Raw genomic sequence first — 26,637 nt, 5'->3', positions numbered from 1 at the left:
GGTGGAAATAGTTCCTGGCGGTGGCCGTGTCGCGTTCGATCTGGGCCTTTAGCTCGTCAATGCCTGCGAACTTGCTTCATCGCGGATCCGATGTAGAAAACGCACACGAAGGACATCGCCGTAAAGGTCCCCGTCGAAATCAAACAAGTAACTCTCGATCGAGGGTTCTGAGTCTTTTTCAAACGTCGGCCTTACTCCGATGTTCGTAATGCTCCGCCGCCAAACACCCTGTACCAAAGTCGCCGTCGCATAAACGCCGAATTTCGGCATAACTCGATTGTGCGGTTTGAGATTCGCCGTGGGAAAGCCGATCGTGTGCCCGCGACGGTTGCCGCGAATGATCACGCCTTCGACGCCATACGGACGGCCGAGCATTCGTCGTGCAAGGTTTATACGGCCGGCGAGCAGGAGCTCGCGAATGGCGGAGGAGCTTATCCTCTGCCCTCGAATTTGAACTTCGCCCACCTCGTCGGCAACGAAGCCAAGTTCAGCGCCCATACCGCGGAGCAGGCCGATATTTCCACCTCGATTCTTGCCGAACGCAAAACCTTTGCCGAGATAAACTTCTTTCGCGTGCAAGCGGTCGTGGATAATGCTTTGCAGAAAATCCTCGGCCGGCTGGGATGCAAACTCGCGGTCAAATGCAACCACGATCGCCTGCTCGATGCCGAGCACTTCAAAACTCGCCAGCCGCTGATCCAGCGTCTGCAAAAGCGGCGGCGCTGATTCCGGATGCAGGACCGCTCGCGGATGCGGATCGAACGTGATCGCCGTCGGAGTGGCTCCGACAGCCTCAGCGCGCCCGACAACCGTTTGCATTATCTTCTGATGGCCGAGATGCAGCCCATCAAAAACCCCGAGCGTCAACACCGTGGGTCTTGCAATATTTGCGTTCTCGATGCCGTGAAAGATCTTCATCGTTTCAATTTGGGTGATAAAGTGCGTCAGTTGACGGGTCCGCTGGCTGGTTAGTATGCGATACGCGGGGCGTCTGGCCTTGTTGTAGTGCTCGCTATGATGAACGGCAGGATAGTTCCGCTCCTTCATCTTCGTGTTCAAGTTGTCCCAACTCGCTCGGTCAAGCTTGCCTATCTTCTTCTTTTTCAATTGTTCGCCGAGTTCGGCCCAAACCTCGGTAAAGGCCTTCGGCTCGCTTTTGTATTCGCTCGCACTCGCCAGGAACGCGTCGAGAATGTCGTCGGAGGTCGCTCCGAGCTCTTTGAACGGACGGAGATTGACACGGACCACTTCGCCGTCGGGACAAAGCGGTTCCCACCACATTTCACCCTTGATGGGCCCCGTCAGCGACTGCCATTCCGTGTCAAGCCATTTCTTGGCGGACTCACGGCTAGGAGCCGCATGCTCGCCCCCGCGCGTCGCTTGATAGAGATGCTTATAAGCATCCTCCATGCGGATATCCTTATCTACTTTCCATTTAGGAATTACAAAGTCGAGCAACGCCGTCGGCGTGCAGGCGAGGACAAGAGTTAGGCAGATCGAGAACATATGAGTCAAGGGGTCTTCTCGCCGAGATGTTTCCCCGGTACGAGAAAGTTCTGAACATAATCGCGGACACCTGTTTCAAGCGGCGTGATCTCGCCTGTATAACCAGCGTCGCGAATTCGCGTGATATCGGCCTGCGTATGGTACTGGTACTTGTCACGAAGGACCGCGGGCATGTCGACATACTCGATTTTCGGTTCGCGATCGAGGGCTTTGAAAACGGCCGCGGCAAGCGCGTTCCACGTGTGCATTTCGCCCGAACCGATGTTGAACAAACCGCCGCTAGTATCAGTATCCCGCGTGTCAGTAGCCCGCACGTCAGTAAGGGCTCCGGCCGGCATAAAGTGCAGCGTCATATCGACAGCGTCCTTCACGTAAACAAAATCCCGCCCAAACTCGCCGTCGGCGTAATTCGGATCGGCGCTCCTGAACAATTGCGACTTGCCCGTCTCGGTGATCTGGTCGAACGCCTTGTTCACCAGCGAACGCATATCGCCCTTATGGTTCTCGTTCGGGCCAAAGACGTTGAAATATTTCAACCCGACGATGCGTTCAAACCAGCCCTTGTCTCTCGCGTACTTGTCGAAAAGATGCTTCGACTCACCGTAAAGATTTAACGGCTGCAGATCATCGAGCGTAGCAGTCCCGTCCTCCATCCCCGCTGACCCGTCACCATACGTCGCCGCCGACGATGCATAAATAAACCTGATATTATTCTCGACCGCAAACTCAGCCAGATCCCGCGTGTATGCGAAGTTATTCCGCATCATATACTCGCGATCGGTCTCGGTCGTCGACGAACACGCTCCCATATGAATGATCGCTCGTCTCACGAAAATCGTCCATCCGCGCAATAAACTCGTCCGCGTCAACAAACTCGACAAACCTCAGCGGCGCAAGATTCTTCTCCTTCGCCCCGTCGTCCCGGCGATCAACAATAACGATGTCCTCACGCCCAAGCTCATTCAGCCGCGCGACTATAGCGCGCCGATAAAGCCCGAACCACCGGTGACCATGATCTTGGATCTGCCGCTCATCTATCGCCTCGAGAGCCTTCGTCGCATGATCTGCCGCGTTCTCGCTTAACGTACGCAGAACCTCATATGCCATTCGAGTATTGTAGCGAACCAAGGCAGTATGCGTAACCCGTCAACCGAAGTGTTTATAATGCAATACGAGGTGTGCTATATTCCTATTCTACCCAAAAACTTAATGGCCTGTTTTCTTTGTAGATCAAGGCAGGCGGATCGTTTAGGCATACTTACTAGGAGGCTGGAAATGCATAAATCGTTAATGTTGACGGCGTTGTTGTTCGTATTCGGACTTAGCGGCCTGCACGCGCAGACCATTCATTTTTCAGATCAGACCGTGCTCGATAGCCGCGATATCAAAGTACCCACCGCGCCTAAAACCTCATTCAAAATGGGCGATGGCATCTACGGCTTTGCCTCGCTCGATAAACCGATCGTCCAGACGACGATCAACGGGCCAATCCTGCCAACTTTGTAAATGTCGGCTATTTCGTCAAGGTCAATGGCGTGCCCGTCACGTCGGACCGGTTCGGCCGCTACGCGACGGCCGTCCCCGGCGCGATGTATTCAAAATTCGTTGGCGGGGACGATATGTACAGCTCAAAAGTGATCTACATTGTCATACTCGCCGAAGAGAACCATCCGCGATTGACAGTTCCGGACGTCGGTGGGCCCGGCAAGGAATTCCTCAAGGCGGTTGCGAAAGCTGGAAAAGGCACGCACAAGGTCGATGTCGAACTAAGATATATCAACCAGGTCAACAAAGACGTGGTAAGCAACCCCATCGCCACCGGCGCCTTTACGTTCCAGGTCGACAAGGCTGTCGGAGCGACAGACCTCGACGGCACAATGCCCGCGGCGAAGATGAACGACGCGGCCCTAAATCGCACAATGGTCGCGGCACTAAAGACCGGCGGCTGGAAATATCAGGTGCTGAAGATCAACATCGTCAGCCCCGCGTGGACGATCCATCGCGGAGTTCTCGGCAATATCACGCACCGAACCATCGATACGTACACAGCGTTCAAAATGGATGACGGCACCTGCAAGGCATTCAACATCAGCTTCCGTCAGGACTATTACAGTAGCCGCTTCAATGAAACTCAGGTCAACGGCACAGGCGACAGCTTCGAAATAAGCTGTGCAAAGCTTGGCGTGAGGTGATCTCGTAGTTCAAGATCGCAAAGCGCGCCCGATCGGGCGCGCTTTCTGTGGCACGGCGTCGCACGCCCGTCCCGGCACCGAGAGACGTTCACCAGCCTAGGATATAAGCAAACATCAGCGGGGCGACGATCGAGGCGTCGGATTCGACGATGTATTTCGGCGTTGAGGCTTCGAGCTTTCCCCAAGTGATCTTTTCGTTGGGGACGGCACCGGAGTAGGAACCATACGATGTCGTTGAATCACTGATCTGGCAGAAGTAGCCCCAAACGGGAACATTGTCACGTTGCAAGTCTTGATGAAGCATCGGGACGACGCAGATCGGGAAATCGCCCGCGATGCCGCCGCCGATTTGGAAGAAGCCGATCGAAGAATTTTCGGATTCGCGCGTGTACCAATCGGCGAGCATCGTCATGTATTCGATACCGGTGCGCACCGTATGCACGTTTTCGACGTCGCCGGTGATGACGTGGCCGGCGTACATGTTGCCCATCGTGGAATCTTCCCAGCCGGGCACGACCATCGGCAGATTCTTTTCCATCGCGGCGTACATCCAACTGTCTTTAACGTCTATCCGGCAATGCTCCTCAAGCGAGCCATTACGCAGCACCTCGTACATAAACTCGTGCGGGAACAGTCGCTTGCCTTCGGCTTCGGCATGCGTCCACGCCTCGACCATCGCCTTCTCGAGCCGACGCATTGCTTCGTGCTCGGGAATGCATGTGTCGGTCACGCGGTTCATATGCCGGTCAAGCAAAGCCTGCTCGTCCTGCGGCGTCAAGTCGCGGTAATGCGGCACCCGTTCGTAGAAATCATGTGCGACAAGATTAAAAAGGTCTTCTTCGAGATTCGCACCTGTGCAGGAGATGATCTGAACCTTGTCCTGCCGGATCATCTCGGCCAACGACAGTCCAAGTTCCGCAGTCGACATCGCCCCGGCCAGAGTGATCATCATCTTCCCGCCGTCGCCGAGATGCTGCACATAACCTTCCGCCGCGTCGATCAGAGCGGCGGCATTAAAATGGCGATAATGGTGTTTAATAAACCCAGTGATCTGTCCGTTCATTATTTTGAGTGCTCAAGAGGATCATATCCCAATGTTCTTTTGTTCCAGGATTCGATCACGAGTTCGTCATGCGCCAGCGTGACGTTGTCGGGAAGCAGACTCGAATCGCGCTCGTGGAGGATATCGTGGTTCAGATGTGTGAGAAAGGCACGATGAGGCCGGAGGTCTTCGATTATTGCCAAGGCTTCTTCGAGACATAGGTGCGTACTGTGCGGCTTTATCCGGACGCAGTCCAAGACAAGCACTTCGAGGTCACGAAGGCCGTCCATTGAGCTGGTCGGTATGATCTTCAAGTCGGTTGCATAGGCAAAGTCGTTAAACCGATAAGCGATCACCGGCAGTTTGCCGTGAATGACCTCAAGCGGCGTTACGGTGAGGTCCTCGCTGATCATAAACGGCGCGTTGTGGTGGACCGTGTGTGGAATTAGCTTTGGCAAGCCGCCGCCAAAATGGGTCGGATCGAAGATGTATTGGAATATCCGCCGCAGGTCGATCCACGCCGGTTCGTTCGCAAAAACCGGCATCGGCCCGTGCCTGAAGTTTAGCGGCCTGATGTCGTCGAGCCCGAAGACGTGATCGACATGGCAATGCGTGATCAGCACGGCATCGAGGTGGTTGATGCCGACACGCAACGCCTGCTGACGAAAATCGCCTCGACGTATCGACCAGTACCTTCTTGTCACGGTGCTCGATAAGGACAGAAACCCGCAGTCGCTTGTCTCTTGGATCGTCTGACAGGCACGTTTCACAATCGCACCCGATCGAGGGGACGCCGGTCGATGTGCCTGTCCCGAGAAAGGTAAGTTTCACTGTTTCTTCCCTAACAGCTCGTCGCCAGAGAATTTTGCCGCGGCCTGGGTTTTCAGCTTTTCTTCGGTTGCTTTGACGATATGCACATATTGCATACGCAGGTCGCCGAGTAGGCCGTCGAGTAGATGTTGCTCTTTTGGATGCAGATTATTCGTGGTCTTTTCCTTGATCATTCCCAGCACGTCGAGCCAGTACTTTCCGGTTTCCAGATCCAGCGAACGCTTGCCTGTCGCCGGATGCGGGACGGCCCCGAGAGCCGCTGCGGCGTTGGTTGCGAGCGTGGATAGAAAATTCACAAAGCTCGCCGGGTCGGCGGCCCCGGGAATGTCGCCATCAGCATGTTCATCGGGCGGGGCTTCAGCCGCATGTTCTGTTTCGACATCTTGTTGAACCTGCTGAACAGGCTCAGGTTGCTCAAGCTCTGTCGTTGCCCTCTCAGGCTCATCAAACGTGACACCCTCCTTCAACGAGCCGTCCGGGTTGAACTTGCGACGGTCAGCGACCTTAAAACTGACCTCTTCCTGATTCTCCTCTTTACCTATCATCGTCATAACGGTAACCAAATATTATCACCTTGCTGAAACGACTTTCCAGACTTGCTAGACTATCGCGTATGTCAGAACCATTCGATGAACTCGTCGCCGTAATGGCCAAGCTCCGTGCCCCCGGCGGCTGTCCGTGGGACCATGAGCAGACTTACGCATCGCTGGCCCAGTATCTTCTCGAAGAAGCTTACGAGACTTTTGATGCCATTCAGGAAGCAGATGCGACCGGCGACACTACGAACCTCAAAGAGGAGCTCGGCGACCTGCTGCTTCAAGTCATTTTTCACTCGACGATCGGGGCCGAACGCGGCGACTTCAATATTGACCAGGTCTGCGCGGGCGTTACGCAAAAGCTCATACTGCGACATCCGCACGTTTTTGGCGACAAGCAACTCGCACGGGCCCAGGACGTACTCGACAATTGGGACCAACTCAAGGCCGATGAGCGTGTGGCGTCAGGGAAGGCCGAGAAGCCAAAGGAATCGATCCTCGACGCCGTGCCCGTCCATTTTCCCGGCCTGCTCGAAGGGCTGAAACTCACCAAGAAGGCCGCGAAGGTCGGTTTTGACTGGCCCGACAATGAGCCGATCTTTGCAAAACTCGATGAAGAGACCGGCGAGCTTCGAAAGGCCATCGACAGCGGCGACAAAGAGGCTGCTGCCGAAGAGATCGGCGACCTGCTATTCGTGATCGTCAATCTAGCCCGCCATCTCGACATCGAACCGGAGACGGCATTAAAACGGACGAATCGTAAATTTCGCTCCCGATTCAAATTTGTCGAGCAAGAGATCAAGCGTCAGAACCGGACCTTGGAAGACGCAAGTCTCGAAGAGATGGACCAACTCTGGAACCAGGCCAAAACCGCTGCCGATGCAAAGCACGCAGGTTGACGGCCATTATCACTCCGCGAACATCTCTTGTAATCGCTCCAAAACAGCTTGACGAGGCGCTTTCTCGATCTCACCAATGTGTTTGACGAGACGCTGCTTGTCGATCGTGCGGATCTGATCGAGGACGATCGAGCGTTCACTGCTGAGCAATTCAACCGGTATCCGTGTAGGATACTTTTCCGTCGCAGCTGAGATCGGGGCGATCACCACAGAGCCAAGGTGACGGTTCATCTCGTCAGGCGAGATGATAACTGCCGGCCGCGTGTTCTTCGCGTCCTTTGACGGTTCGTCGTCAAGATTGACGAGATAAACATCAAACCGCTTTACCATTGCCATTCCTTCTTATCAAATGCCGACCGGCCTACGCCGTCGAGCATCTCAGTATCGTCGTTCTCGGCCATGGCTTTAAACGCGTCGTCCCAGCCGGCGCGGGGCCGCTGGATATTGCGGATCAGGATGCCCTCGGAATGTAGTTCCAGGTCAACCTCACCCGAAATGCCGCTTTCTTCGAGCAATATCTTTGGAATGCGAATGCCCTGCGAGTTACCGATCTGAATGATCTGGCATTTCATAATTACATCGTAATTACACCCGTTCCGGCGGTCAACCGATCCTGTCAATACCACTCATAAAGGGCCGCAGAGCCGAGGGGACCGTGATCGAGCCGTCCGCTTGCTGATAGTTCTCGACGACGGCTATCCACGTTCGCCCGACGGCGAGGCCGCTGCCATTCAATGTGTGGACGAATTCCGGCTTGCTGCCGCCTGCGCGGCGAAAGCGTGTATTCATCCGTCGGGCCTGAAAGTCGCCGCAATTCGAGCGACCTTGATATCTCGCGATAAGTACTCTGCGAAGGGAGCCATACCTCTATATCGTAAGTCTTTCGAGCTCCGAAGCCCATGTCACCGGTCGAGAGCACGACCGTGCGATAGGGCAGTTCCAATAACTGCAAAATACGCTCGGCATCGGCGGTCAATTTCTCGTGCTCGGCCTCTGAATCTTCAGGTTTGCACAGCTTCACAAGCTCGACCTTTTCGAACTGATGCTGCCTGATCAGACCGCGCGTATCGCGGCCGTAGCTACCGGCCTCGCTGCGAAAGCACGGCGTGTAGGCCGTGTAATACATCGGCAGGTCGGCCTCATCGAGGATCTCGCCGGCGTGATAGTTGGTCACCGGAACCTCGGCCGTCGGTATCAGGGCAAAGCCGCGTTCGTCCTTGATATGAAACAGGTCTTCCTCGAATTTCGGTAACTGGTTAGTGCCAAACAGCGCTTCGCGATTGACGAGAAAAGGTGGCGCTGTTTCGGTATAGCCGTGCTCGCGTGTCTGGACGTCGAGCATGAAGTTGACCAAAGCCCGTTCCATCCGAGCACCTGCACCATTAAGTATCGCGAACCGCGCACCGGCAATCTTTGCGGCGCGTTCAAGATCAAGAATGCCGAGGGCCGCGCCCAGATCGACGTGATCCTTGACCTCAAAATCAAATTCACGCGGCGTGCCCCAACGGCGAACTTCTTCGTTAGCCGCTTCGTCCGGACCAACGGGCACATCGGCGGCCGGAATGTTGGGAAGCCCGGCTAAAAGATCGTGCATCCCCGCATCGGCCTCGTCGCGAAGCCGTTCCAACTCAGCCTGCTTCTCCCTGAGGCCTGCAATCTCACCTTTCTTGGCCTCGGCCTCCTCACGATTGCCGGCCTGCATCAGGGCTCCGATCTGCTTGCTTGCCGCGTTTCGCTGTTGATTGACCGCATCAGCCTCGCCGTTAACTCGGCGGCGTTCGGCGTCGAGATCGACGAATTTGTCCAACTCGCCCGACGGGAAGTTGCGGTTTGCCATGGCCGTACGGACGGCGTCAAGATTTTCTCTTACAAAGTTCAGGTCCAGCATTCGCCTCTCACCACAGAATGTAATTACAAAGTTATCACAAGAATCGATTCGCCGCTAGACCCAGTGCAGCCCGAAACCAGTTTGTTTATCGGCCATAAGTAACCTAAAATCAATCGTCGAATGTAGCAAACATCGCTATGACAAACAAAATTCGCAAGGCTGTTTTCCCTGCTGCTGGGCTTGGGACGCGCTTTCTGCCGGCAACAAAAGCAAGCCCGAAGGAAATGCTCCCGCTGGTCGATAAGCCATTGATCCAGTATTCGGTCGAGGAGGCTGTGGCCAGCGGTATCGAGTCGATCCTTATCGTCACGGGTCGCGACAAGACGGCTATCGAGGACCACTTTGATATCTCGTTCGAGATGGAACAGATGCTCAAGGAACGCGGCAAGGATGATCTGCTCCGCGAGGTCCACGCCGTTTCCGAGATCGCCCGCATCAGCTATACGCGGCAGAAGCAGGCCTTGGGGCTCGGCCATGCGATCTACCAGGCAAAGGACTTTGCCGGCTCGGAGCCATTTGCCGCACTGCTCGCCGATGATATCGTCGACGCCGAGGTTCCTGCGCTCAAGCAGATGATCGACGTCTATGAAAAATACGACGCGCCTGTTATCGCGACGATGCAGGTCGAGGGCGAGGCGATCTCGCGATTTGGCGTTATCGATGCCGAGGAAGTCGAACCGAATGTCTATAAGATCCGCGACATGGTAGAGAAACCGCCATTTGCTGAGGCCCCGTCCGATCTCGCTATCATCGGCCGATATATCTTTACACCTGATATCTTTGCTGCGATCGAGCAGACCAAACCAGGCTCAGGCGGTGAGATACAGATCACTGACGCAATGCGAATATTGCTCAAGGAGCGGCCTTTCTACGCCCTAAAGCTGGACGGTATAAGGCACGACGCCGGCGACAAACTCGGCTTCCTGATCGCGACCGTCGAGTTTGCCCTCAAGCGTGACGATCTCGGCAGCGAATTTCGAGAGTATCTGAAGAGGCTCGACCTAGACTGACCCGTCGCCGATACCTTACTTCGTGCCGGCTTCTACAACGGTCCTTGTGACACGGCGCGTCCCAAGAATTATCTGCAGCACTATCAGGACAGCGATCCCGACGGCAAGAATGTAAAGGCCCGAGCGAAGGCTGCCGGTGCGTTCGGAAACCAGGCCAATCAACCAGGTCGATGAGGCGGCCCCTATCGTGCCGGCTACGAAAAGGGGCGTCGCCCTCGATGTTGATGAAGGCCCGAATGTTCGCGAGAATCGTGCGACGTTGGTTGGGAATATCCAAGACGTTCCAAAACCGGCGGCGATGGCCCCCATGCTCAGGGACGCGATCTGGGCAGCCGTCAGGACGATGAGCATTCCGCCAAGGACGATAGTCAGGCCGAGCAGCAGCATCCTGTTCTCATTGAGAAAGCGGAACAGCACCGGAGCGAACGCGCGTCGCCGATACTGCCAATGGAACGGCGAGCGCCCATGTCGTCGAGCCAAGCGAGTCGTGCGTCCCTAGAATGTCCACGAACGGCTTCGAGACGATCGCACCGACGCCCCAGCAAAAGTTCAGGATACTCAATGCCGATGCCGCGCGTCCCTGGCTCATCTCAAGGACCAGCATATTTATCGACGGCGCTGTCATACCGATCCCGAGGCCGTTGATAAAAAAGCCGACAAGACAAACCTGATAGCTGTCTACATTCAGGAGCGCCACACCGACCGCCATTAGGGCTGTCCCGGTGACGGCCGCTGCCAAGTAACTCTCCCGCCGTGCCGTCCAACTGCTAAGGAGCGTTCCTGATATCGAACCTGCAAACTGCGCGGGGAAGAAGTAGCTCACATCAAGGTCGCTCAATCTGAAATGTCGGGCAAGAACCGGCAGGACGGGACCGATCAGCACCGTCGCGATGCCTGAGAGAAAGAACATCACATGGAGCACGACCCGCACAAACTGCGACGTTTCCGGTTGCGGCATAAGGGGTTATTGTGCCAATTTTGGAATGACCCGCCAACTCTTCGCGATTCCTTGCATCCTTTTTTTCCGTGTTCTTGACGTGGACATGGCCGTGAATCCACGCAAAGGCCGGAGAGATAGGAGCTGAGGAACCCCGAGGAGAACGGGCTTAGGTTTTCAAAGATCAATGCCTATTAGCAAAGGTGACGATCAGAGGTGCATTCCGCCAAAAACACCTTTTGAGCCTCACTTTAACGACACCATAACATGAATTGCAGCGGTTGTCAAGCGTTTTATACGCGAAACGTCAAGAATTTTTTTATCCGATGATCAAATGCCGTAAAATCGGGCGTTTGTTCGCGTAAATTCGCGGTTTTCGCTAAAATCGGAAGAGATGCCGTTTTCACCGATCGACGACGCGGTAATGGATGTTCGCGAAGGGCGAATGATCATAATCGTCGATGACCAGGACCGCGAGAACGAGGGCGATCTCATGTGTGCGGCGGAGAAGGTTACGCCCGAGATCATCAATTTCATGGCCGTGCACGGCCGCGGTCTCATTTGCCTGCCGATGACCGAGGAGCGATGCGACGAACTGCGCCTTTTTCCGCAAGTAAGCGAAAACACGTCGAGTATGGGAACGGCCTTTACGACATCGATCGAGGCACGTGAGGGCGTCACAACCGGCATCTCGGCAGCGGACCGTGCAAAGACGATACTGACGGCGGTCGATCCAAATTCACGCGCGGCCGATCTTGCGCGGCCCGGGCACATTTTTCCGTTGAGGGCAAAGCGTGGCGGCGTGCTTGTTCGCGTCGGTCAGACAGAGGCAAGCGTAGATATCGCCCGGTCCGCGGGATTGCAGCCGGCGGCGGTGATCTGCGAGATAATGAACGACGACGGCACGATGGCGCGTTTGCCGGAGCTTGAGGTTTTTGCCGAAAAACACGCGCTCAAGATCATATCGGTGGCTGATCTTGTTCGATATCGCGTCGAACGGGAAACGCTCGTCCGGCGAGTCATCGAGAGCGACCTAAAGACGCATTATGGCAAGTTTCGGACAGTTATTTACGAGAACGTCATAAACGGCGAGACGCATATTGCGTTGGTGATGGGTGCTGTTTCGGGGACAACGGGGCCGACGCTGGTGCGCGTCCAAACCGAGAATGTGACCTTTGCGATGTTCGGCGCGGAGGCGGGCGAGGCGGCAGGGGCCATTCAAAACTCTCTCAAAACTATAGCTGATGCGGGCCGCGGCGTGCTGCTTTATCTGAGGCAGCGTGACAACGACCTCGACCTCGTGAATCAGCTCAGGACGTATGCCCTGATGCAGGAACGCGGCATTGGCCTCGACGAGGCCAAGCATGAAACCGGTTATGGCAAGGTCCACGATCACGGCATTGGAGCACAGATACTAAAGGACCTAGGCATAAAGCAAATGCGCCTTCTGTCAAATCATCCGCCGCGCGTGGCGGCGCTTGAGGCGTTTGGCCTCGAGATCGTTGAGACGATCAGCTTGTAGTGAGTTCAACAATGGCCAGCGACGAGCCAGAAAGACCCGAAGCAAAACCGAGCCGGCGGGCGTTGCGAATCGCTCTATTGGCGCTGGGCGGCATAGCGGCATCGCTGCTTTTTGTTGCGCTCATGGGCGTCGTTCTATTCCGGTCGGGCTATGCGAGCAGCTATGCAAAGGACGCGTTCACGGCCCGGCTGTCGGAGATGGGCATCGCCTTTTCTGCCGAGGCATTCGATCTGAAAGCGTCGCCGCTGGAATTACATATACGGGAAGCCGTATTTAACGACAAGCTGACCGGCGAGAAGCTGTTTTCCCTTCGCGAGGCCCATCTCGGCATGACCGTGATCGACCTGTTTGCCCTGCGGCTGACACGCGAGATCAGGATCGATACCACCGACATCGCAGGGGCTGAGGTGTGGATAAAGTTTGATGAGAACGGACGGTCAAACTTCTCAAACCTCAAACTTGTCGAGGACGAGCAAGGCGCGGCCGTAAATTTTCGATACGAGTCGGTAAAGTTTGCCTTGCGTGAGAGCGTGATACATTTCGGCGACCTTAATCGACGTATCGACGGCGACGCGCGCAATATCCTCTTTCTACTCTCGCCGCTTGTTCGCAATGCGCCCGGCGATCCGCTGCGATATTCATTTGACCTGACCTCGACTGACTCTAACTTGGCGTACGACGAGAAGAAAGTTGAGAACATCGATATTCGCTCGCAGGGGATTGCCGATGATAAGGGAGCGGACATCACCCGGTTCGATCTCACCACACCGCTCGGCAAGTCGACGCTCGCCGGCCGCCTGACCGATTGGGCCTCACCGAGATACGACCTCGATATTGATTCGACAATAGACATGACGCAGGCGTCGGCGCTTCTTTTGACCGGGACGCAGTTGACCGGTGCCGGGAATTTCAAGGGCAAGATAATCGGCGAGGGCGAGACGTACGCGATCGAGGGCATCGCAGATAGCGAGGCAATGCGGATCGAAGGCGTTTATCTGAAAGCCGTGAATGTAGAGGCGACCGTTGCCGGGACAAACTCGAATTATGACGCCAATGGACGCGCCGTGGCCGAAATGCTGACCTATGGCGATTTTCGCGTGGATTGGCTCAAGATGGCGGGGAATGTTCGCGGGACGGGCACGGATCTGCGTTGGGTCGGTGAGCTTGAGGCCGCGGCGGCCCGGGCGGGAGCTCTGTCACTCGGCGGGCTGTTTCTAAAGGATGCGAGAGCGGAGCTTCGCGACCGAGAGATCCTGGCCGAAGCCGGCAACGGCCGGACGCCGCGGTTTGGGGTCGGTGATACGGAATTTGAACTCCTTGCGGCGAGAAATCTGAGATTCAGCCAACGTAACGGGGCGATCGATCTGTCAGCTCCGAGCGCAAGCGCAAGCTCATTCAAGGCAAAAGCCTACAGCCTTAGAGGCGTGACCGGCTCGAATGTTCGGGTCAAGAACGCAAATCGGCGGACAGATATCGAGATCAACGGCCTGCGGTCAGAAGAGGGCACACTTGGTGACACAAAGCTGCGTGGCCTCAAAGCAGACAGTTTTCGCTTCACCGATGTGCCGGACTCAACGTCAGTGGCGGCAAAGAATTTTCGCGCCGATGGAGTCGATACAGGCGATTTCCGTATCGACGGCATCGATGCCCCGCAGGTCGACCTGAAAGACACGGTGGCCGAGACGGTCGTCTACTCGGACAGCGTTCGCGTAGCAAAATTCGATACCGATGCGGCCGTCCTAGGCAGCCTGAATATCGGTGGCGTCCGGCTGACGATCAGGCAAGGACGCGTCGAGGCACGCTCGAACGACATCGACGCTGGAACGGTTGCGGTCAAGAGATCAGACTCTATTGCCGGCGGCGGCGAGCTGCAGGCGGTCAAATTCGCGCGGCCGGTCTATATTCTCGAACCGTCCGGCCGTTATCGTGCGACCGCCGACATGAGCATCGGCGGCGGGACGCTCGGCAGCGTCGCGCTCGGTGCGGCAACGGCAAGGGTCGAGGCCTCTAATGATAGCGTATCGCTGGCCGACGTGACGGCGGCTGTGATGGACGGCCGATTCAACGGGAACGCCGTTTTCGGGATGAACTCGCGGGTGCAATCACGAATCGCAGGTCGATTTACGGATCTCGACGTCGCGCGGCTGCTTGCATTGCCGACGAACCGCGTTGCACCGATAGACGGCCAGACGACGGGGAACGTCGATCTGACGTTTGCGGGCACATCGTTCTCGACCGCGAGCGGCGTGATCGATGCTTCCGTGACAGCGAATGCCGGATCGGCCGGCGCTGGAATGATCCCCGTCAACGGGCAGATCAGGCTGACGGCGACGGATGGCATGTTCAATATAGATGTTGCGAACCTGCGTTCAGACAAAAGCCGGTTGAATGCGACCGGGCGGTTCGATGCGAGAAGCGACGACACGCATCTCGCGGTCGCAATACACTCGACCGAAGCAAGTGAGATCGACAGGATGATGCGTGTCCTTGGCGTGTCGCAGGATTTTGAAGAACAGCTTGATTCGATGCAAGTGCAGTTTGCAGGCAACCTCACGTTTGACGGAGCCGTGACGGGCAGCACGTCGAAACTGACGGTCACAGGCCCACTAGCGGTGGATCGCGTGACGATGAGGGGGCGTGAATTGGGCAGTATGGCCAGCGATATCCTTATCGCCCCTGCGGGCGTCGAACTGCGAAACGGCCGCCTTGCAGAATCCGGGGGCGGCACTGCCGTGTTCACCGTTGTGATCCCCGCATCGGGCGTCAATAATACGACGGTCGATGCGACGCTTACGAACATCAATGCCGGGAATTTGCTTGCCGCGTTGCCGATCGATCTGCCTGCGCGGATCCGTGATCTAAACGGGAATACATCGGGCCGCGTTGACATCAAGGGCCTGCCGAATGAAGCAAACGGCACGATCGATCTCTCTGCTCAAAATGGCACGATCGCGAGCCAGACATTTGACGGCCTTCAGGTGAAGGCGAGCTTCGTCGGGACACTCGTCGAGATCGAACGGGCTGAGATGCGGGTTGCGGCGGGCCGGCTTTCAGCGACCGGAAACTTTGATCGGGCGTCCGAGGCCTTCAATATGGACCTGGCTGGGACGGCCATGCCGCTGACGCTGGTGACGGCACTGCTCCCGCCGAGCGACAGCATTCCTGTGATGACGGGCGATGTGAGCTTTACGGCCCGAGCGTCCGGAGTATATTTCAGGACGCAAACCTACAACATCTCGTTTAGCGGATCGGCCCCTGAGGTCGTTGTGACCGATAGCTCTATTGGCCGGGTCGATTTCTCGGGCCAGACGGTCGACCAGCGATTGACAGCCCAACTGAGTGCGGGCCTCAACGGCCGGCCACAGGTGATCAATGCGTCGGTGGACCTTCGCTCCGACAGCATGCCAATGACGGCGATGACCGACCTTCAACAGAGTCCGCTTGCTCCATTTCTGTCGTTTATTCCGCAGCTAAAAGGCGTCCCGATCACGGGCACCGGCACTGGGCGCGTCGAAGCAGCCGGCGACCTCGGAGTGCTTAGCGACAAAGGTGAGCGAGTCATCTCGTGGGAGAATCTGAGCGGGACAGCGACCTTCTCACAGCTCGCCCTTCAAATAAAGGATACGCCGCTATCAGCGGCAGAGCTATTGATCGTAAGGTTCGACCCGAAGCGTATCGAATTTGTGCAGGCAAGGTTTGCAGGAAGCGGGTCGAATATGACGATCGCAGGTTCAAAGGCCCTGGCGGACGGTGTCGAGAACAACCTGACGATAGACGGCCGCGTGAACTTGAATCTCCTGAATCTTGCCGCTCGCGACACGTTCTTTGCGGGCTTTGCCGATACATCGGTGCGGCTATTCGGACCGAACTCTAACCCGCGTCTCACGGGGATCTCAAATGTGGTGAATGGCTCGATCGCTACATTTCTCGGCTCAGATCGTTACTCTATGGAACGCGTGCAGGCCCGCATCATATTTACGTCCGATCAGGTCGAGCTTGAACAGGCTGCGGGCTATCTCGGCGGCGGACGGTTCACCGCATCCGGTGGGGGACTGCTTGGTGCCGGACGCGGCCAGACCCTGTTTGATTCGCTGGCAATGCGCTCATTCCGTTTCTCGCTCAACGGCAATAACGTGACCGTACCGCTTCCGAAAGATTTCCTTACCACGGGTGACGCTCAGCTTGAGGTGACGGGCATTCGCCGCAGCGCGGCCGAGAAGATCGAGATGACGGTCACGGGCCGGGTGCTTGCCCGCCGCAGCCTGTACTCAAAGGACATCGACCTCGCCAACGTCGTTAGCTCGCGACGCGACCCTGTACTAACAACGGGCGTCGGCGGGATGACGGCGCCGCGGTTCGATGTCGTCATCGAAGGCCGTGATGCTCTTATCGTCAGAAACAATATCGCGGACCTGACCGCATCGGTGTCGCTTGTGTTGACGGGCGACGCCAACAATCCCAGGCTGACGGGTCGCATCACAGCGAATAGCGGCACTATCCTGTTTCGCAAGGACCGTTATGAGGTACAGCGCGGCGTGCTAGAATTTCCGCCCGAGACATCGATCGATCCTGTGGTCAATCTCCAAGCCGAGACTGATATCGGCGGCTATCAGGTGTTTGTCACATACAGCGGGCCGCTGCGCGATTCAGAGCTTGCGACGATGACGGTCCGCTCGAGCCCTGCGCTGCCTCAGGCTGACGTTGTATCACTGATAACCACCGGAAGCCTCGCGAATACGGGAGCAGGCATTCCGACCTTTGCCGAAACGGGGATCAATACGGCGGCCGAGATCCTCACGGATACCATCATCAATAATCCGGTCCGTAGGGCGACGGACAAGCTTTTTGGCCTCAATGTTTTTGAGATCGATCCGATCATATCGGGCTCGCAGGCAAATCCCGGAGCCCGGTTGACGGTCGGCCGACAGATCAATAACAACCTGCGAGTGACGTATTCGACCAATCTGTCGCAGGATCAGAACCAGGTGCTTGCCTTTGAGTATCGCGTTTCAAACAAGCTCTCGCTGGTTGCTCAGTACGAGCAACGGTCCCTGACGAATGTGACACGTGACCGTGACAATTTCAGTTTTGAGGTGCGGTTTCGCAAAAGGTTCTGAGTACGCGAATGCGGACGAGAAAGTATATCTACGTTGCTCTTCTGCTCGCATTTGTTGTTGCGGCAGGAGCATCGATCGTCAGAGCGCAAGGCCAATTTGAGAAACGCCGACTGTCCAAGGTGGCGGTCGTAATACCGGGCGTCGATCCGGCTGCTCGTCAGGTCAAGGAATATACCGATATCGTTACGGAAGCGCTTGGGCCCGCCTACTCAACACCGCGGATCCGCGAAGCGATCGAAGAGCTCTATTCACGCGCGCGGACGATCAACTCGATCTCCGTGTCGGCCGAGACCGATACCGCGGGCGATGTCAGGTTGACATTCGACTTGCGGATGAAGACACAGGCGTCGCGCGTCTCGATCTACGTGGCGGACTCGATCGGTGACAAGGTAACAGAGCAGGAATTACGATTCAAGCTGAACATTCTGACGGCCGGATCGGTGGTTACCGAGCAGGCGCTCCAGAATAATGCGGACGAGATCCTCGCCTTTTTGCGTGAGCGAGGCTTCTTTCGCTCGGCGGTGACATTCGAGCGGCAGCCAGCAGCTCAGGCCGGCCAGATTGCGGTCGTCTTTCAGGTTACGCCCGGTCCGCAGGCAAGAGTCGAACGCTTCGAGATAAATATCAATGGCCTCGAGAAACCGGTCGACGCCAACGCATTTCGGTTGAAGCCGGGCGGGCTGTACTCGCGCGAACGTTTGACAACTGATGTTGGAATGATCAAGAGAGTGCTCCGCCAGGCAGATCTCTTGTCGCCGATGCTTGATGAACCACGTGTGGTGTTTGACGACGATAGCAACACCGTCGCGGTCAGCCTTGGCGGGAAGGTGGGGCCAAAGGTCGAGGTCCTTGTCGATACCGAAAAAGAAAAGATCAGCCACGGCACCGAGGCCCGGCTGCTGCCGATCCGAAGCGAGGGAACCCTCGACTTTTCCGCGATCATCGAGGGCGAACGACGGCTCGAAAACTATTATCAGGAACAGGGATATTTCTTTGCTGATGTAGTTTCGGTATGTTCGGCGACGCCGCAGCTTCTCGATAACGAAGACAATCCGATCCCAAACGATACAGAGTTCCTTTGTTCATTCCTGGGCGGCGAGGACCTCACGGGCCGCCAGATCACTGTCCGATACCGCGTTGATCTTAACCGCCGGTTGTCGCTCAATAAGTTACGCATTCGCGGGACAGACGCGATAACGATCGACGACGTGAGCAGCGTCCTTGCTTCGCAGGAGGCAAATGCGCTCGGTATCATCCCTTATCTTGGCTACGGACGCGGCTATACGAGCGAGGCCATCCTGGAGGAGGATGCGTCGACCATCCGGACGATCATGGCCGAACTCGGCTATCGCGACGCTGAGGTGCGGGCCACGCAGGGCGTATCTCCGGAAGGAGAGGAGCTCATTATCACGTTCGTTGTCGAGGAAGGAATGCCATCGGTCGTGACAGATGTCAGGATTACCGGAAATTCAGCCGTCCCGACCGATGATCTGACTGCGGTGCTGCATCAGCTTGTCGGAGCCAACTACTCGCGGGCGAGGGTCCGCAACGCGGTCAGGAAGCTGTCACAGCTTTACTCAGCGCGAGGATACTTTGATGCTCGCGTGACGTCATCGGTAACCGATCTGCCGGTCCGTTCGTCCGGATCGCAGCGTGATGTCGGCGTTGAGTTCAAGGTTGAGAACGAAGGACAAAAGGTCGTGATCGGCCGCATCCTGATCGATGGTAACGAAAAGACTGAACGCGATGCCGTGATGAAAACGCTCGCATTGAGCGAGGGCGAACTGCTTCGTTCGCCGGATATATACACGAGCGAGCAGAATCTTTATGGCACTGATGCCTTTTCGCGTGTCGCGATCAAGCCGGCAGCCCGCAGGCGAGGATGCTAGCGGGAATCGCATCTCGGACGTATTGGTCAGTGTCGAGGAACAGCCGCCAAGGCTAATGTCATTCGGCGGAGGCTTCTCGACCGACCTTGGCCTTAGCGGATTTTTTGACATTCGCCATGTCAACCTGTTTGGCAAGCTGTGGCAGGGCGGCACCCGTGTAAAAGTGAGCCAACGCCAGCAGCTCGTCCAATTTGACGTGATCAACCCTCGCTTTATTCCTGACGGACGCAAGCGATTCGCGCCCCTGACGCTCTCGCTGCAGTATCAACGCGATACGACGGTGACTCGGTTCTTCAGATCGGCCTTCGATCGAGGCACTTTCGGGATCGTCCAGCGTGTGGACAAGAATGGCAATCCCATTGACGAATTTGGCCGCAAGGTTGGCAGTCCTACGATCAACCGGGCCGCCTTTTCGGCTGAGACGAGCCGCACCATCAGCCGCAAGGATCGCAGCATACTCTTTGTGCGGTATCGATTTGAGGATGTCAGGCTTTACAACATCGAAAGCTTGTTGATAAAGGACCTTCTCAGGCCTGATGCGCAAAATCGGATCTCGGGTTTTGGGGCTACATTTGTTCGTGACACCAGGCGGAACTGTGCAGTGAAGTATTCGCTGCTCGAGCTCATCGACAAGGGAGAGCCGACCGACAAATGCCGTTACAACGCATCAGATCCGACGAATGGCGACTATCTCACGGCGGATTACAACATATCGATCCCGGTCTTGGGGGCGAACGTCGGGTTCCAGAAGTTTCAGGTCAGTTACAATCACTATTACACGGTCAAACGGACGACTTTGGCAGCGCGAGGCATCTTTGGGGCTGGGCGTGTTTTCAAAGGCGGCGATCGATACACAGGATCACCTTTCGCGTTCCTGAATGGGCTGCTGCCAATTAGTGAGCGGTTCTTCGCCGGCGGAGCAAACACTCTGCGAGGCTTCGATTTCGAAGAGGCCGGGCCGCGGGTTGTCATTGTCCCGACCGGCAGGTTCTTTAACAGCAGCGGACAAGAGGTGTTTCTCGATCCGTTTACGGTCCCTTTCGGTGGCAACGCAATAGCGGTGTTGAATCTCGAAGCGCGGATACCACTGACGAAGTCGATTAGAGCGGTGCCCTTTTATGACGGCGGAAATGTGTTTAGAAAGGCGAGTGATATATTTAGGCGTTCCGACATCGCTCCCGGCGACATCGCCGGATACAATCAGAGGGCATTTTGGACGCATTCGGCGGGCCTCGGCCTGCGAGTTAAGACGCCCGTAGGCGGTGAGTTTGGCGTTGATTACGGGTATCTGCTAAATCCGCCGACGTTCCTTATTCCGCAGACGATGGGGCCGCCGACAGACTATCGGCTAAAACAGGGCCACTTTCACTTTCGATTTTCGCAAGCCTTTTAGTTGACGGCGTCGGAGGCAACGACGTGACGCTCATCAAGTTCCACGATGAGGCTGCCGGAGCTGACATTGCGGCCTTGAGTGGCCGCAGTTTCGCCTACCCGAGCGATGCTCCGCGCGACGGTGAATTTCTTGCGCATCATTTTTCGATTGTACATCGCTTTGTCGGCAGCGATGATCATCTGGTCAAAGGTCTCGCCGCCGCGCGTGTAGCTGGCACCGCCCAGGCTGACACCGACCGATGCTTCTCTGCCGTTCGCAGTGAGACGAAATTCCAACACGGCCTGCTCGATGCGGTCGCAGAGGTCTGCCACGTCCTCAGCCGATGTCTCGGGGACGAGCGCGACAAACTCGTCACCGCCGTATCGCGCTAGAAAGTCGTAGTCGCGAAGCTGCTCTTTGATCACCCTGCCGACCTCACGAAGCATCTGGTCGCCGACCTTGTGGCCAAAATTATCATTCACCAGCTTAAAGCCGTCGAGGTCGAGCATAAGGAGCTGAAAGCCGTTGTTGTTACGGCTGGCACGGGCAACCTCTTTCTCAAACTGCATTTGCAGGCTGCGTGCGTTGGGCAGGCCCGTCATCGGATCGGTGAGGGCGTAGCGTTTTGTCTCGCTGTGTTTAAGTGATTTGCTGATGGCATCTGACGCGATGCGGGATATCGTTTCGAGCAATCGAATGTGCTCTTCGCCGTATTCTTCGAGGTCAGCGGAGTAAAGCGTGATAGCACCGATCAGCTCATCGTCGGCAACTAGCGGCACGGATGCGATCGTCGAGTAGCAGCCGGCGAGTTCAACCTGAGAGTAAGAAAAGTCCAGATCGGGATCGACATTGTATGCAGCCTCGCTCGATCGCATTACGAAGCCAGAGACGCCCTGCCCGATTCGCAGTTGCCGTGAGAGCATCGCATTCGCCGCATGGCCTTGGGCATGCACGGCCGTTGCGATCGTGCGCTCGGGGTCGGGCAAATATACGGCACAAGTGTCGAAAGGAACAAACTCCGAGACCTTCTCGGTAAACAGAGTCAGCGTCTGCTCGAGTGTGACGCGCGAACCAAACTCGCGCGCGAGTTCATAGAGGCTGAATACCTCTCGATTGGCAAGTTTTATCTGTTCGACAAAGCACTGCGGTCCACTCGCGGCAGCGACGTCCTGTTCGTCACCATAGGTGAGGCCTTCAGCGGCCAGTTCTGCCTCAAACGCCGTCAGGTGCCGCAACAGTGTTGAAACAACGAGCGGATCAAAACGCTTGCCTGACTCATTTTGGATCGCCTTGCGGGCGTCTTCACGCGGAAGGCCGGATCGATACGGCCTTGCTCCCCGCATGGTGTCGAAAGCATCTGCAACGGACAAGATCCTAGCCGTTATCGGAATATCTTCGCCCTTAAGACCGGCTGGATAGCCGCTCCCATCCCAACATTCGTGGTGATACCTGACGGTCGGGACGACGGGATGGTCAAAGCCGACCTTTTCGAGGATTGACGCGCCGACATCGGAATGGATCTTTGTCTTTTCAAGTTCGGCCGGCGTGAGGTCGCCCGGCTTATTCAGTATGTGGTCGGGAACGGCGAGCTTGCCAATGTCATGGAGCAATGCGCCGGTTCGGAGGGCTTCGAGGTCGCTCTCTGACAGGCCGAGAATTCGGCCGATGCCAACGGCGTAGATGCGTGTGCGGCGAACGTGGCCGACGCCGACCTGATCGCGTGCGTCGATTGCTGTGGCCAATGCTTCGACCGTTGCGAGATGGATGCGGCTGGCCTCGGCGATCGCCTTGGTCTTTTCCGCAAGGCGAATGACATGCAAACGATAGGCGAGCGCCATCCCGGCACAAAGCGGTAAGAGGAAATACAGGATCTCCGGGCCGAAGTAGGCGATGAGTGCGCTAAAGATCGCGATGCCGACGATACCCGTGGCTATCACGCTTCGAGAAATTCCGTTCGGGGCGATTGACGAGATTCTCATTGGTCTCTCAAGGACGCTGCCTGCCGTCCTGTGGCACTCGGACCGGATCAATATTCTGGCGGACGCACGGGTTCCGCCGCCAATGCACTCTCAAATAGCGTGCCACACCGTGGAATCTGTAAAATATTGAGAAGTCAGTAGGTTCGGGCCGGGCCGATGGAACGAATTCGGTCAGAATGAAGGGCGAATCGGTCAGGTTGAAGGTGTCCTCTCGGCAGAACGAGCACGCAGGAAGTAGGCGAAGTAGCCGTACATCGACCAAAGAGCCGTGATGACCGACACCCAGAGAGCGCCGCGGCCGACGAGATAGCCAAAGACCTTCCAATCGTTTGAGGTGAGCGAGAATTGAGCGAGGTTTGCAAACGCCGCCTGCACCTCGGGCACGCGCCAGAAGAATGCGGGATAATCGAGACCGAAGTTCGAGACGGGCGGATTGCCGTTGGCTGCAGCTACGAGCAGGGCAACAATGGCGACGCATTGGGCCCACATTTTGAATTTGCCCATGCCCTGAGCCTGTATGACGATGCCCTCGCTGGCCGCGACAGAACGCAGGCCCGTGATGATAAATTCGCGTCCGATTATGACGACGACGGCCCACGACGGGGCGAGGTGTTTCTCGACAAGGACGATCAATGCCGCTGATATGAGCAGCTTGTCGGCGATGGGATCGAGAAACTTGCCGAGCGTCGATACCTGTTTGCGGCGGCGGGCGAGTTGGCCGTCAAAGATATCGCTGATCGCCGCGATCAGAAAGATCACGATTGCAAGTGCATAAGCGTCGATTCCAAACCAATACTCGGCCACAGGCGTAAGGAGCACGACCACGAGCAGCGGCACGATCACGATGCGGCCAAGCGTAATGTAGTTAGGCAGGTTCACACGACTACAAACCTAGATTCTACGCACAGGCCTCGCGATAACAAAAACGGCGGGCACATGCGGCCCGCCGGTATTTATCACATAGTCGCCTGTAGCTATTGAGCCCTGCCCGCGATGGGGACATCGCTCCCCAACCCAAATTGATAATAGGATGGCTGCCCATTCGAGCTTTGGACTATGTACCAACTTCCAGTTCGACAAACGCTAATGTCGGCTCTTCCATCGCCGTCGTAGTCAGCAGGTACCGGGATATCCGTGTCAAGCCCGAACAGAAAGTCTGCATAGCCATCATTGGTCTTAAGGAGGTACCACGTCCCGTTCCTGTAAACTGCGAGGTCGGTTTTGCCGTCGCCATCATAATCTGCGGGCACAGTGCGGTCGGTAGCGATACCGAACTGCGCTGCCTCGTAACCCGCGGATGAACGGTTCAAATGCCAGATGCCATCGCGAAACACCGCCTGATCAGCGCGCCCGTCGCCATCATAGTCCCCGACGACGGGTTTGTCAGATGGCAGTCCGAATTGGAGCTGCCCACCTGGCCGTTTGTTAGATCGAGCGACCACCAGATCCCGTCTCGGTAAACAGCTAGTTCGGCCCGTCCGTCGCCAGTAAAGTCTGCGGGAATCGGAATATCACCTGATACCCCGAACTGGTTCCCCCGGAAACTGCCGTCAGAACTGTTTAGCCAATACCAGACGCCGTCGCGAAAGACCGAAATGTCTGTTCTGCCATCGCCGTCATAGTCGGCTGGAGTCAACTTATCGCTCGATATACCAAACCGCCTGGAGGAGAAACCGTTAGCGGATTGGTCGAGATACCAAGTTGCATCCGAAGGGCGAAAGACAGAAATATCTGACCGCCCATCTCCGTCAAAATCGGCAAGAGCCGAGCGGGGTATGATCGGCTGCCATGACGGGTCAAAATTCCGGCCGCTTGTCGTAAGCCGCTCCGGTTCGCCGCCATCTACCTTTTTTGTGTAGATCTGGTTTGGGTAAACAAAAGCGATCGAGTGTCCGTCGGGCGACCAGTATGGTGAAAAGACATTACTGCATCCATCGGGAGCGACGGGCGAGCATTGCCAGTGAAATTCTCGCGCGTTCGAGCCGTCTGCATCCAGAATGAACATGATCAGATTCGCGGAGTTTTCTGCCGACACAGCGATCTCTCTGCCGGTGGGTGACCATGAAACGCCCTCGTACCATCTGAATTGGTTCGGCAGTGGGGGTAAGATCCGAAGATCGGTGCCATCAGGCCCAATTGTTTGAATCCTTTCAGCCGACGACGATCCACGTGTCGTGACGGAGAGTATCCTCGTGCCGTCGGGCGACCACGCCGGGTCCCAGCCCCGTGTCAAGAACCTTCGGTTGCTACCATCGGCATTTACAACGAAGATATGCCATTCGTTCGCCACGAAATCCCTCTCCGCAAAAACGAGCCTGTTGCCGTCAGGCGACCAACTAATGCCCCACGAGGTGCTCAATAAGCTGCTCGGCTGGTAATTCACCGGGGTGATCTCCGTTTTATCCGTTCCGTCCGCGTTCATCTGAAAAATAGCATAGCCTCCCGTCTCTCTCTGGCTAATAAAGGCCATCTTTCGGCCGTCACGCGACCATGCGGCGTGTCCATCGAAAATATTGTTGTTAGTGATCCGCGTCTGGTTGCTGCCGTCAGGGTCCATCACGTATATCTCGCTATTCCCGTCGCGATCGCTCGTAAATGCGATCTTGCCATTCGAGCGGAGATGGTTGCCCTGATAGCGAACAACTACAAAGTCATAATAGTCATACAGTTGGTCATCAAAGCCGCCCGCGACCACTATCTTGCCGTCGGATTGGACCGCCATTGCTGAGGCGTAGGCCTGACAGCAAGTCGGGTTGCGGACTATACCGGTCCCGTTGAATGTTGTATCGAGCGCTCCGTTCGGTTTGAGCCGAACCACAGCAAAAGAGCTCGGAATACTCCCGCCGCTTGAGAAGCTGCTGCCGGCAGCCAGGATACTGCCGTCGCCCTGGATCGCTACCGAATGCGCAGAATCGCTGGAAGGCCCGACTGGGATAGTGAACTTCCCGGTGCCGCCAAATGTGGCATCGAGCGAACCGTCCGAATCGTACCGAATAAATGCAAAGTCATAGCCAGTGCCCGGAGCTCCGGTCGAACCGACGATGACTATCTTGCCATCCCATTGAAACGCCAGGTCACTAGCTCCCCCATAGGCATCCCCGAATGATGTTGTTGCCTTGCCTGTCCCGTTGAATGTAGTGTCCAGGTGTCCGGAGGTCGTGTACCGGACCACGGCGAAACTGTTGCCTGTGACGTCGTCTCGACTCGATCCGGCGGCGACGATCTTGCCGTCCGACTGTATCTTTAGAGAAGTGGCGCCGCTGCTCACATTCCCGATCGGAGTAGTTACCATGCCGGTCCCGTTAAGTGAGAGGTCGGGCGTTCCGTTCGTGTTGTAACGTAGGATCGCAAAGCCGCCGCCGCTGCTGCCGGCCGTGACGATCTTACCGTCCGCCTGGATCGCGACCGCCGCCCCGCCGGCCGAGGCTCTGATTATCCCGGTGCCGTTAAACGAGGTGTCCAGTGAACCGTCTGGGTTGTAACGAACGACCGCCGAGCCTGAGCCAGAGCTGTAGCCTGCGACAACGATCTTGCCGTCTGGCTGGATAGCTACAGCACGGGCACCATCATGGGAGTCGCCGAGCGAGGTAATAACTATGCCCCTGTCCCCGAAAGACGGATCCAGCGACCCGGTCGCGTTATAGCGGACAACCGCAAAATCCCAGCCCAGCCCACCGCTGTAGCCGTCTCCGACCACGACCATCTTGGCATCCGATTGGATTGCCATTGCGTACGCAGAATCTAGGTGATTAAAACTATTGCCTCTGGTGATGGCGATCCCGCCGTCGCCGAATGTCGGGTCAAGATCGCCCGGGCGAGCAATGGCCGTCACTGGAAAACCAAGCGAAATAGCGATCAGTAACAAATAAATCTGATAAAGAACAAATTTGCGTGACATGACGACCTCCATTCAAATC

The 26,637-nt window shown here is 56.5% G+C and carries 20 protein-coding genes and 2 pseudogenes; 8 read left to right on the top strand and 14 right to left on the bottom strand.

Annotated features, from left to right (window positions below):
• Positions 1-48: 48 nt before the first annotated feature.
• Both ribF and rfaD read right to left on the bottom strand, forming a co-directional pair.
• Positions 49-1,506, bottom strand: coding sequence for a riboflavin biosynthesis protein RibF (gene ribF / locus IPM59_02460; GenBank protein MBK9214455.1), 1,458 nt, complete (start codon positions 1,504-1,506; stop codon positions 49-51).
• Positions 1,507-1,511: 5 nt separating this feature from the next.
• Positions 1,512-2,540 (bottom strand): annotated as a pseudogene (gene rfaD, locus IPM59_02455) (ADP-glyceromanno-heptose 6-epimerase).
• Positions 2,541-2,781: 241 nt separating this feature from the next.
• On the opposite strand from rfaD, the gene IPM59_02450 reads away from it, so the two are divergent.
• On the top strand, positions 2,782-3,012 hold the full coding sequence (locus tag IPM59_02450; protein ID MBK9214454.1) for a hypothetical protein: 231 nt from the start codon (positions 2,782-2,784) through the stop codon (positions 3,010-3,012).
• 29 nt (positions 3,013-3,041) lie between these two features.
• Positions 3,042-3,698, top strand: coding sequence for a hypothetical protein (locus tag IPM59_02445; GenBank protein MBK9214453.1), 657 nt, complete (start codon positions 3,042-3,044; stop codon positions 3,696-3,698).
• An 88-nt stretch (positions 3,699-3,786) separates the two neighbouring features.
• Here the strand turns inward: IPM59_02445 and IPM59_02440 are convergent, their stop codons facing one another.
• The 3 genes from IPM59_02440 to IPM59_02430 all read right to left on the bottom strand — a co-directional run bounded on the left by IPM59_02440 (position 3,787) and on the right by IPM59_02430 (position 6,122).
• Positions 3,787-4,761 (bottom strand): deoxyhypusine synthase family protein, encoded by a 975-nt coding sequence (locus IPM59_02440; protein MBK9214452.1) that lies wholly within the window; start codon positions 4,759-4,761, stop codon positions 3,787-3,789.
• Positions 4,761-5,444 (bottom strand): MBL fold metallo-hydrolase, encoded by a 684-nt coding sequence (locus IPM59_02435; protein ID MBK9214451.1) that lies wholly within the window; start codon positions 5,442-5,444, stop codon positions 4,761-4,763. The genes IPM59_02440 and IPM59_02435 overlap by 1 nt, the downstream gene beginning before the upstream one ends.
• Before the next feature lie 123 nt (positions 5,445-5,567).
• A complete protein-coding gene (locus IPM59_02430; GenBank protein MBK9214450.1) occupies positions 5,568-6,122 on the bottom strand; it encodes a DUF1844 domain-containing protein in 555 nt (184 codons plus the stop codon).
• A gap of 62 nt (positions 6,123-6,184) precedes the next feature.
• Between IPM59_02430 and mazG the strand changes: the two genes are divergently transcribed.
• On the top strand, positions 6,185-7,006 hold the full coding sequence (mazG, locus tag IPM59_02425) for a nucleoside triphosphate pyrophosphohydrolase (GenBank protein MBK9214449.1): 822 nt from the start codon (positions 6,185-6,187) through the stop codon (positions 7,004-7,006).
• A gap of 9 nt (positions 7,007-7,015) precedes the next feature.
• Here mazG and IPM59_02420 read toward each other — a convergent pair whose 3' ends face one another.
• From IPM59_02420 to serS, 3 genes and pseudogenes are all read right to left on the bottom strand, one after another.
• Entirely contained in the window at positions 7,016-7,342 is a 327-nt protein-coding gene (locus tag IPM59_02420; GenBank protein MBK9214448.1) for a type II toxin-antitoxin system PemK/MazF family toxin, read from the bottom strand.
• Positions 7,330-7,578, bottom strand: a complete 249-nt coding sequence (locus IPM59_02415) for an AbrB/MazE/SpoVT family DNA-binding domain-containing protein (protein ID MBK9214447.1) — start codon at positions 7,576-7,578, stop codon at positions 7,330-7,332. Before IPM59_02415 ends, IPM59_02420 begins: the two co-directional genes overlap by 13 nt.
• A 31-nt stretch (positions 7,579-7,609) precedes the next feature.
• Positions 7,610-8,894 (bottom strand): annotated as a pseudogene (serS, locus tag IPM59_02410) (serine--tRNA ligase).
• A gap of 137 nt (positions 8,895-9,031) precedes the next feature.
• On the opposite strand from serS, the gene galU reads away from it, so the two are divergent.
• The gene (gene galU / locus IPM59_02405; protein ID MBK9214446.1) at positions 9,032-9,904 is read left to right on the top strand and encodes a UTP--glucose-1-phosphate uridylyltransferase GalU; all 873 of its coding nucleotides are present in this window, start codon (positions 9,032-9,034) and stop codon (positions 9,902-9,904) included.
• Between the two features lie 15 nt (positions 9,905-9,919).
• Here galU and IPM59_02400 read toward each other — a convergent pair whose 3' ends face one another.
• Both IPM59_02400 and IPM59_02395 read right to left on the bottom strand, forming a co-directional pair.
• Positions 9,920-10,321 carry a hypothetical protein gene (locus IPM59_02400; protein ID MBK9214445.1) on the bottom strand — a complete coding sequence of 134 codons (402 nt, stop codon included), beginning with the start codon at positions 10,319-10,321 and terminating at the stop codon, positions 9,920-9,922.
• A complete protein-coding gene (locus tag IPM59_02395) occupies positions 10,299-10,862 on the bottom strand; it encodes an MFS transporter (protein MBK9214444.1) in 564 nt (187 codons plus the stop codon). Before IPM59_02395 ends, IPM59_02400 begins: the two co-directional genes overlap by 23 nt.
• A gap of 373 nt (positions 10,863-11,235) precedes the next feature.
• Between IPM59_02395 and ribB the strand changes: the two genes are divergently transcribed.
• Genes ribB through IPM59_02375 form a run of 4 tightly spaced genes read left to right on the top strand, consistent with a single transcriptional unit; the run spans position 11,236 to position 20,762 of the window.
• Positions 11,236-12,363, top strand: coding sequence for a 3,4-dihydroxy-2-butanone-4-phosphate synthase (gene ribB, locus IPM59_02390; protein MBK9214443.1), 1,128 nt, complete (start codon positions 11,236-11,238; stop codon positions 12,361-12,363).
• Positions 12,363-17,480, top strand: a complete 5,118-nt coding sequence (locus IPM59_02385; protein MBK9214442.1) for a translocation/assembly module TamB domain-containing protein — start codon at positions 12,363-12,365, stop codon at positions 17,478-17,480. Before ribB ends, IPM59_02385 begins: the two co-directional genes overlap by 1 nt.
• Positions 17,481-17,488: 8 nt before the next feature.
• Positions 17,489-19,369: a hypothetical protein gene (locus tag IPM59_02380; protein ID MBK9214441.1), complete on the top strand. Its 1,881-nt coding sequence runs from the start codon at positions 17,489-17,491 to the stop codon at positions 19,367-19,369.
• Positions 19,308-20,762: a BamA/TamA family outer membrane protein gene (locus tag IPM59_02375; protein MBK9214440.1), complete on the top strand. Its 1,455-nt coding sequence runs from the start codon at positions 19,308-19,310 to the stop codon at positions 20,760-20,762. Before IPM59_02380 ends, IPM59_02375 begins: the two co-directional genes overlap by 62 nt.
• Here IPM59_02375 and IPM59_02370 read toward each other — a convergent pair.
• The 4 genes from IPM59_02370 to IPM59_02355 form a co-directional block, all read right to left on the bottom strand.
• Positions 20,759-22,720 (bottom strand): diguanylate cyclase, encoded by a 1,962-nt coding sequence (locus IPM59_02370; protein MBK9214439.1) that lies wholly within the window; start codon positions 22,718-22,720, stop codon positions 20,759-20,761. The two genes, IPM59_02375 and IPM59_02370, sit on opposite strands and share 4 nt — an antisense overlap.
• A gap of 192 nt (positions 22,721-22,912) precedes the next feature.
• On the bottom strand, positions 22,913-23,599 hold the full coding sequence (pgsA, locus tag IPM59_02365) for a CDP-diacylglycerol--glycerol-3-phosphate 3-phosphatidyltransferase (protein MBK9214438.1): 687 nt from the start codon (positions 23,597-23,599) through the stop codon (positions 22,913-22,915).
• 95 nt (positions 23,600-23,694) lie between these two features.
• Positions 23,695-24,030 (bottom strand): VCBS repeat-containing protein, encoded by a 336-nt coding sequence (locus IPM59_02360; GenBank protein MBK9214437.1) that lies wholly within the window; start codon positions 24,028-24,030, stop codon positions 23,695-23,697.
• Entirely contained in the window at positions 24,027-26,618 is a 2,592-nt protein-coding gene (locus IPM59_02355; GenBank protein ID MBK9214436.1) for a PD40 domain-containing protein, read from the bottom strand. The genes IPM59_02360 and IPM59_02355 overlap by 4 nt, the downstream gene beginning before the upstream one ends.
• Positions 26,619-26,637: the final 19 nt, after the last annotated feature.

The organism is Chloracidobacterium sp. (genome assembly GCA_016715795.1).
Lineage (GTDB): Bacteria > Acidobacteriota > Blastocatellia > Pyrinomonadales > Pyrinomonadaceae > OLB17.
The sequence above is the reverse complement of the archived record's forward strand: the minus strand, read 5'-3'. Positions and strand labels throughout refer to the sequence as shown.

Bases quoted from the DNA above. Each gene is read 5' to 3' on its own strand.
- ribF (MBK9214455.1), bottom strand. From the start codon at position 1,506: ATGTTCTCGATCTGCCTAACTCTTGTCCTCGCCTGCACGCCGACGGCG.
- IPM59_02450 (MBK9214454.1), top strand. From the start codon at position 2,782: ATGCATAAATCGTTAATGTTGACGGCGTTGTTGTTCGTATTCGGACTT.
- IPM59_02440 (MBK9214452.1), bottom strand. From the start codon at position 4,761: ATGAACGGACAGATCACTGGGTTTATTAAACACCATTATCGCCATTTT.
- IPM59_02430 (MBK9214450.1), bottom strand. From the start codon at position 6,122: ATGACGATGATAGGTAAAGAGGAGAATCAGGAAGAGGTCAGTTTTAAG.
- mazG (MBK9214449.1), top strand. From the start codon at position 6,185: ATGTCAGAACCATTCGATGAACTCGTCGCCGTAATGGCCAAGCTCCGT.
- IPM59_02420 (MBK9214448.1), bottom strand. From the start codon at position 7,342: ATGGCAATGGTAAAGCGGTTTGATGTTTATCTCGTCAATCTTGACGAC.
- IPM59_02415 (MBK9214447.1), bottom strand. From the start codon at position 7,578: ATGAAATGCCAGATCATTCAGATCGGTAACTCGCAGGGCATTCGCATT.
- galU (MBK9214446.1), top strand. From the start codon at position 9,032: ATGACAAACAAAATTCGCAAGGCTGTTTTCCCTGCTGCTGGGCTTGGG.
- IPM59_02395 (MBK9214444.1), bottom strand. From the start codon at position 10,862: ATGCCGCAACCGGAAACGTCGCAGTTTGTGCGGGTCGTGCTCCATGTG.
- ribB (MBK9214443.1), top strand. From the start codon at position 11,236: ATGCCGTTTTCACCGATCGACGACGCGGTAATGGATGTTCGCGAAGGG.
- IPM59_02380 (MBK9214441.1), top strand. From the start codon at position 17,489: ATGCGGACGAGAAAGTATATCTACGTTGCTCTTCTGCTCGCATTTGTT.
- IPM59_02375 (MBK9214440.1), top strand. From the start codon at position 19,308: ATGGCACTGATGCCTTTTCGCGTGTCGCGATCAAGCCGGCAGCCCGCA.
- IPM59_02370 (MBK9214439.1), bottom strand. From the start codon at position 22,720: ATGAGAATCTCGTCAATCGCCCCGAACGGAATTTCTCGAAGCGTGATA.
- IPM59_02355 (MBK9214436.1), bottom strand. From the start codon at position 26,618: ATGTCACGCAAATTTGTTCTTTATCAGATTTATTTGTTACTGATCGCT.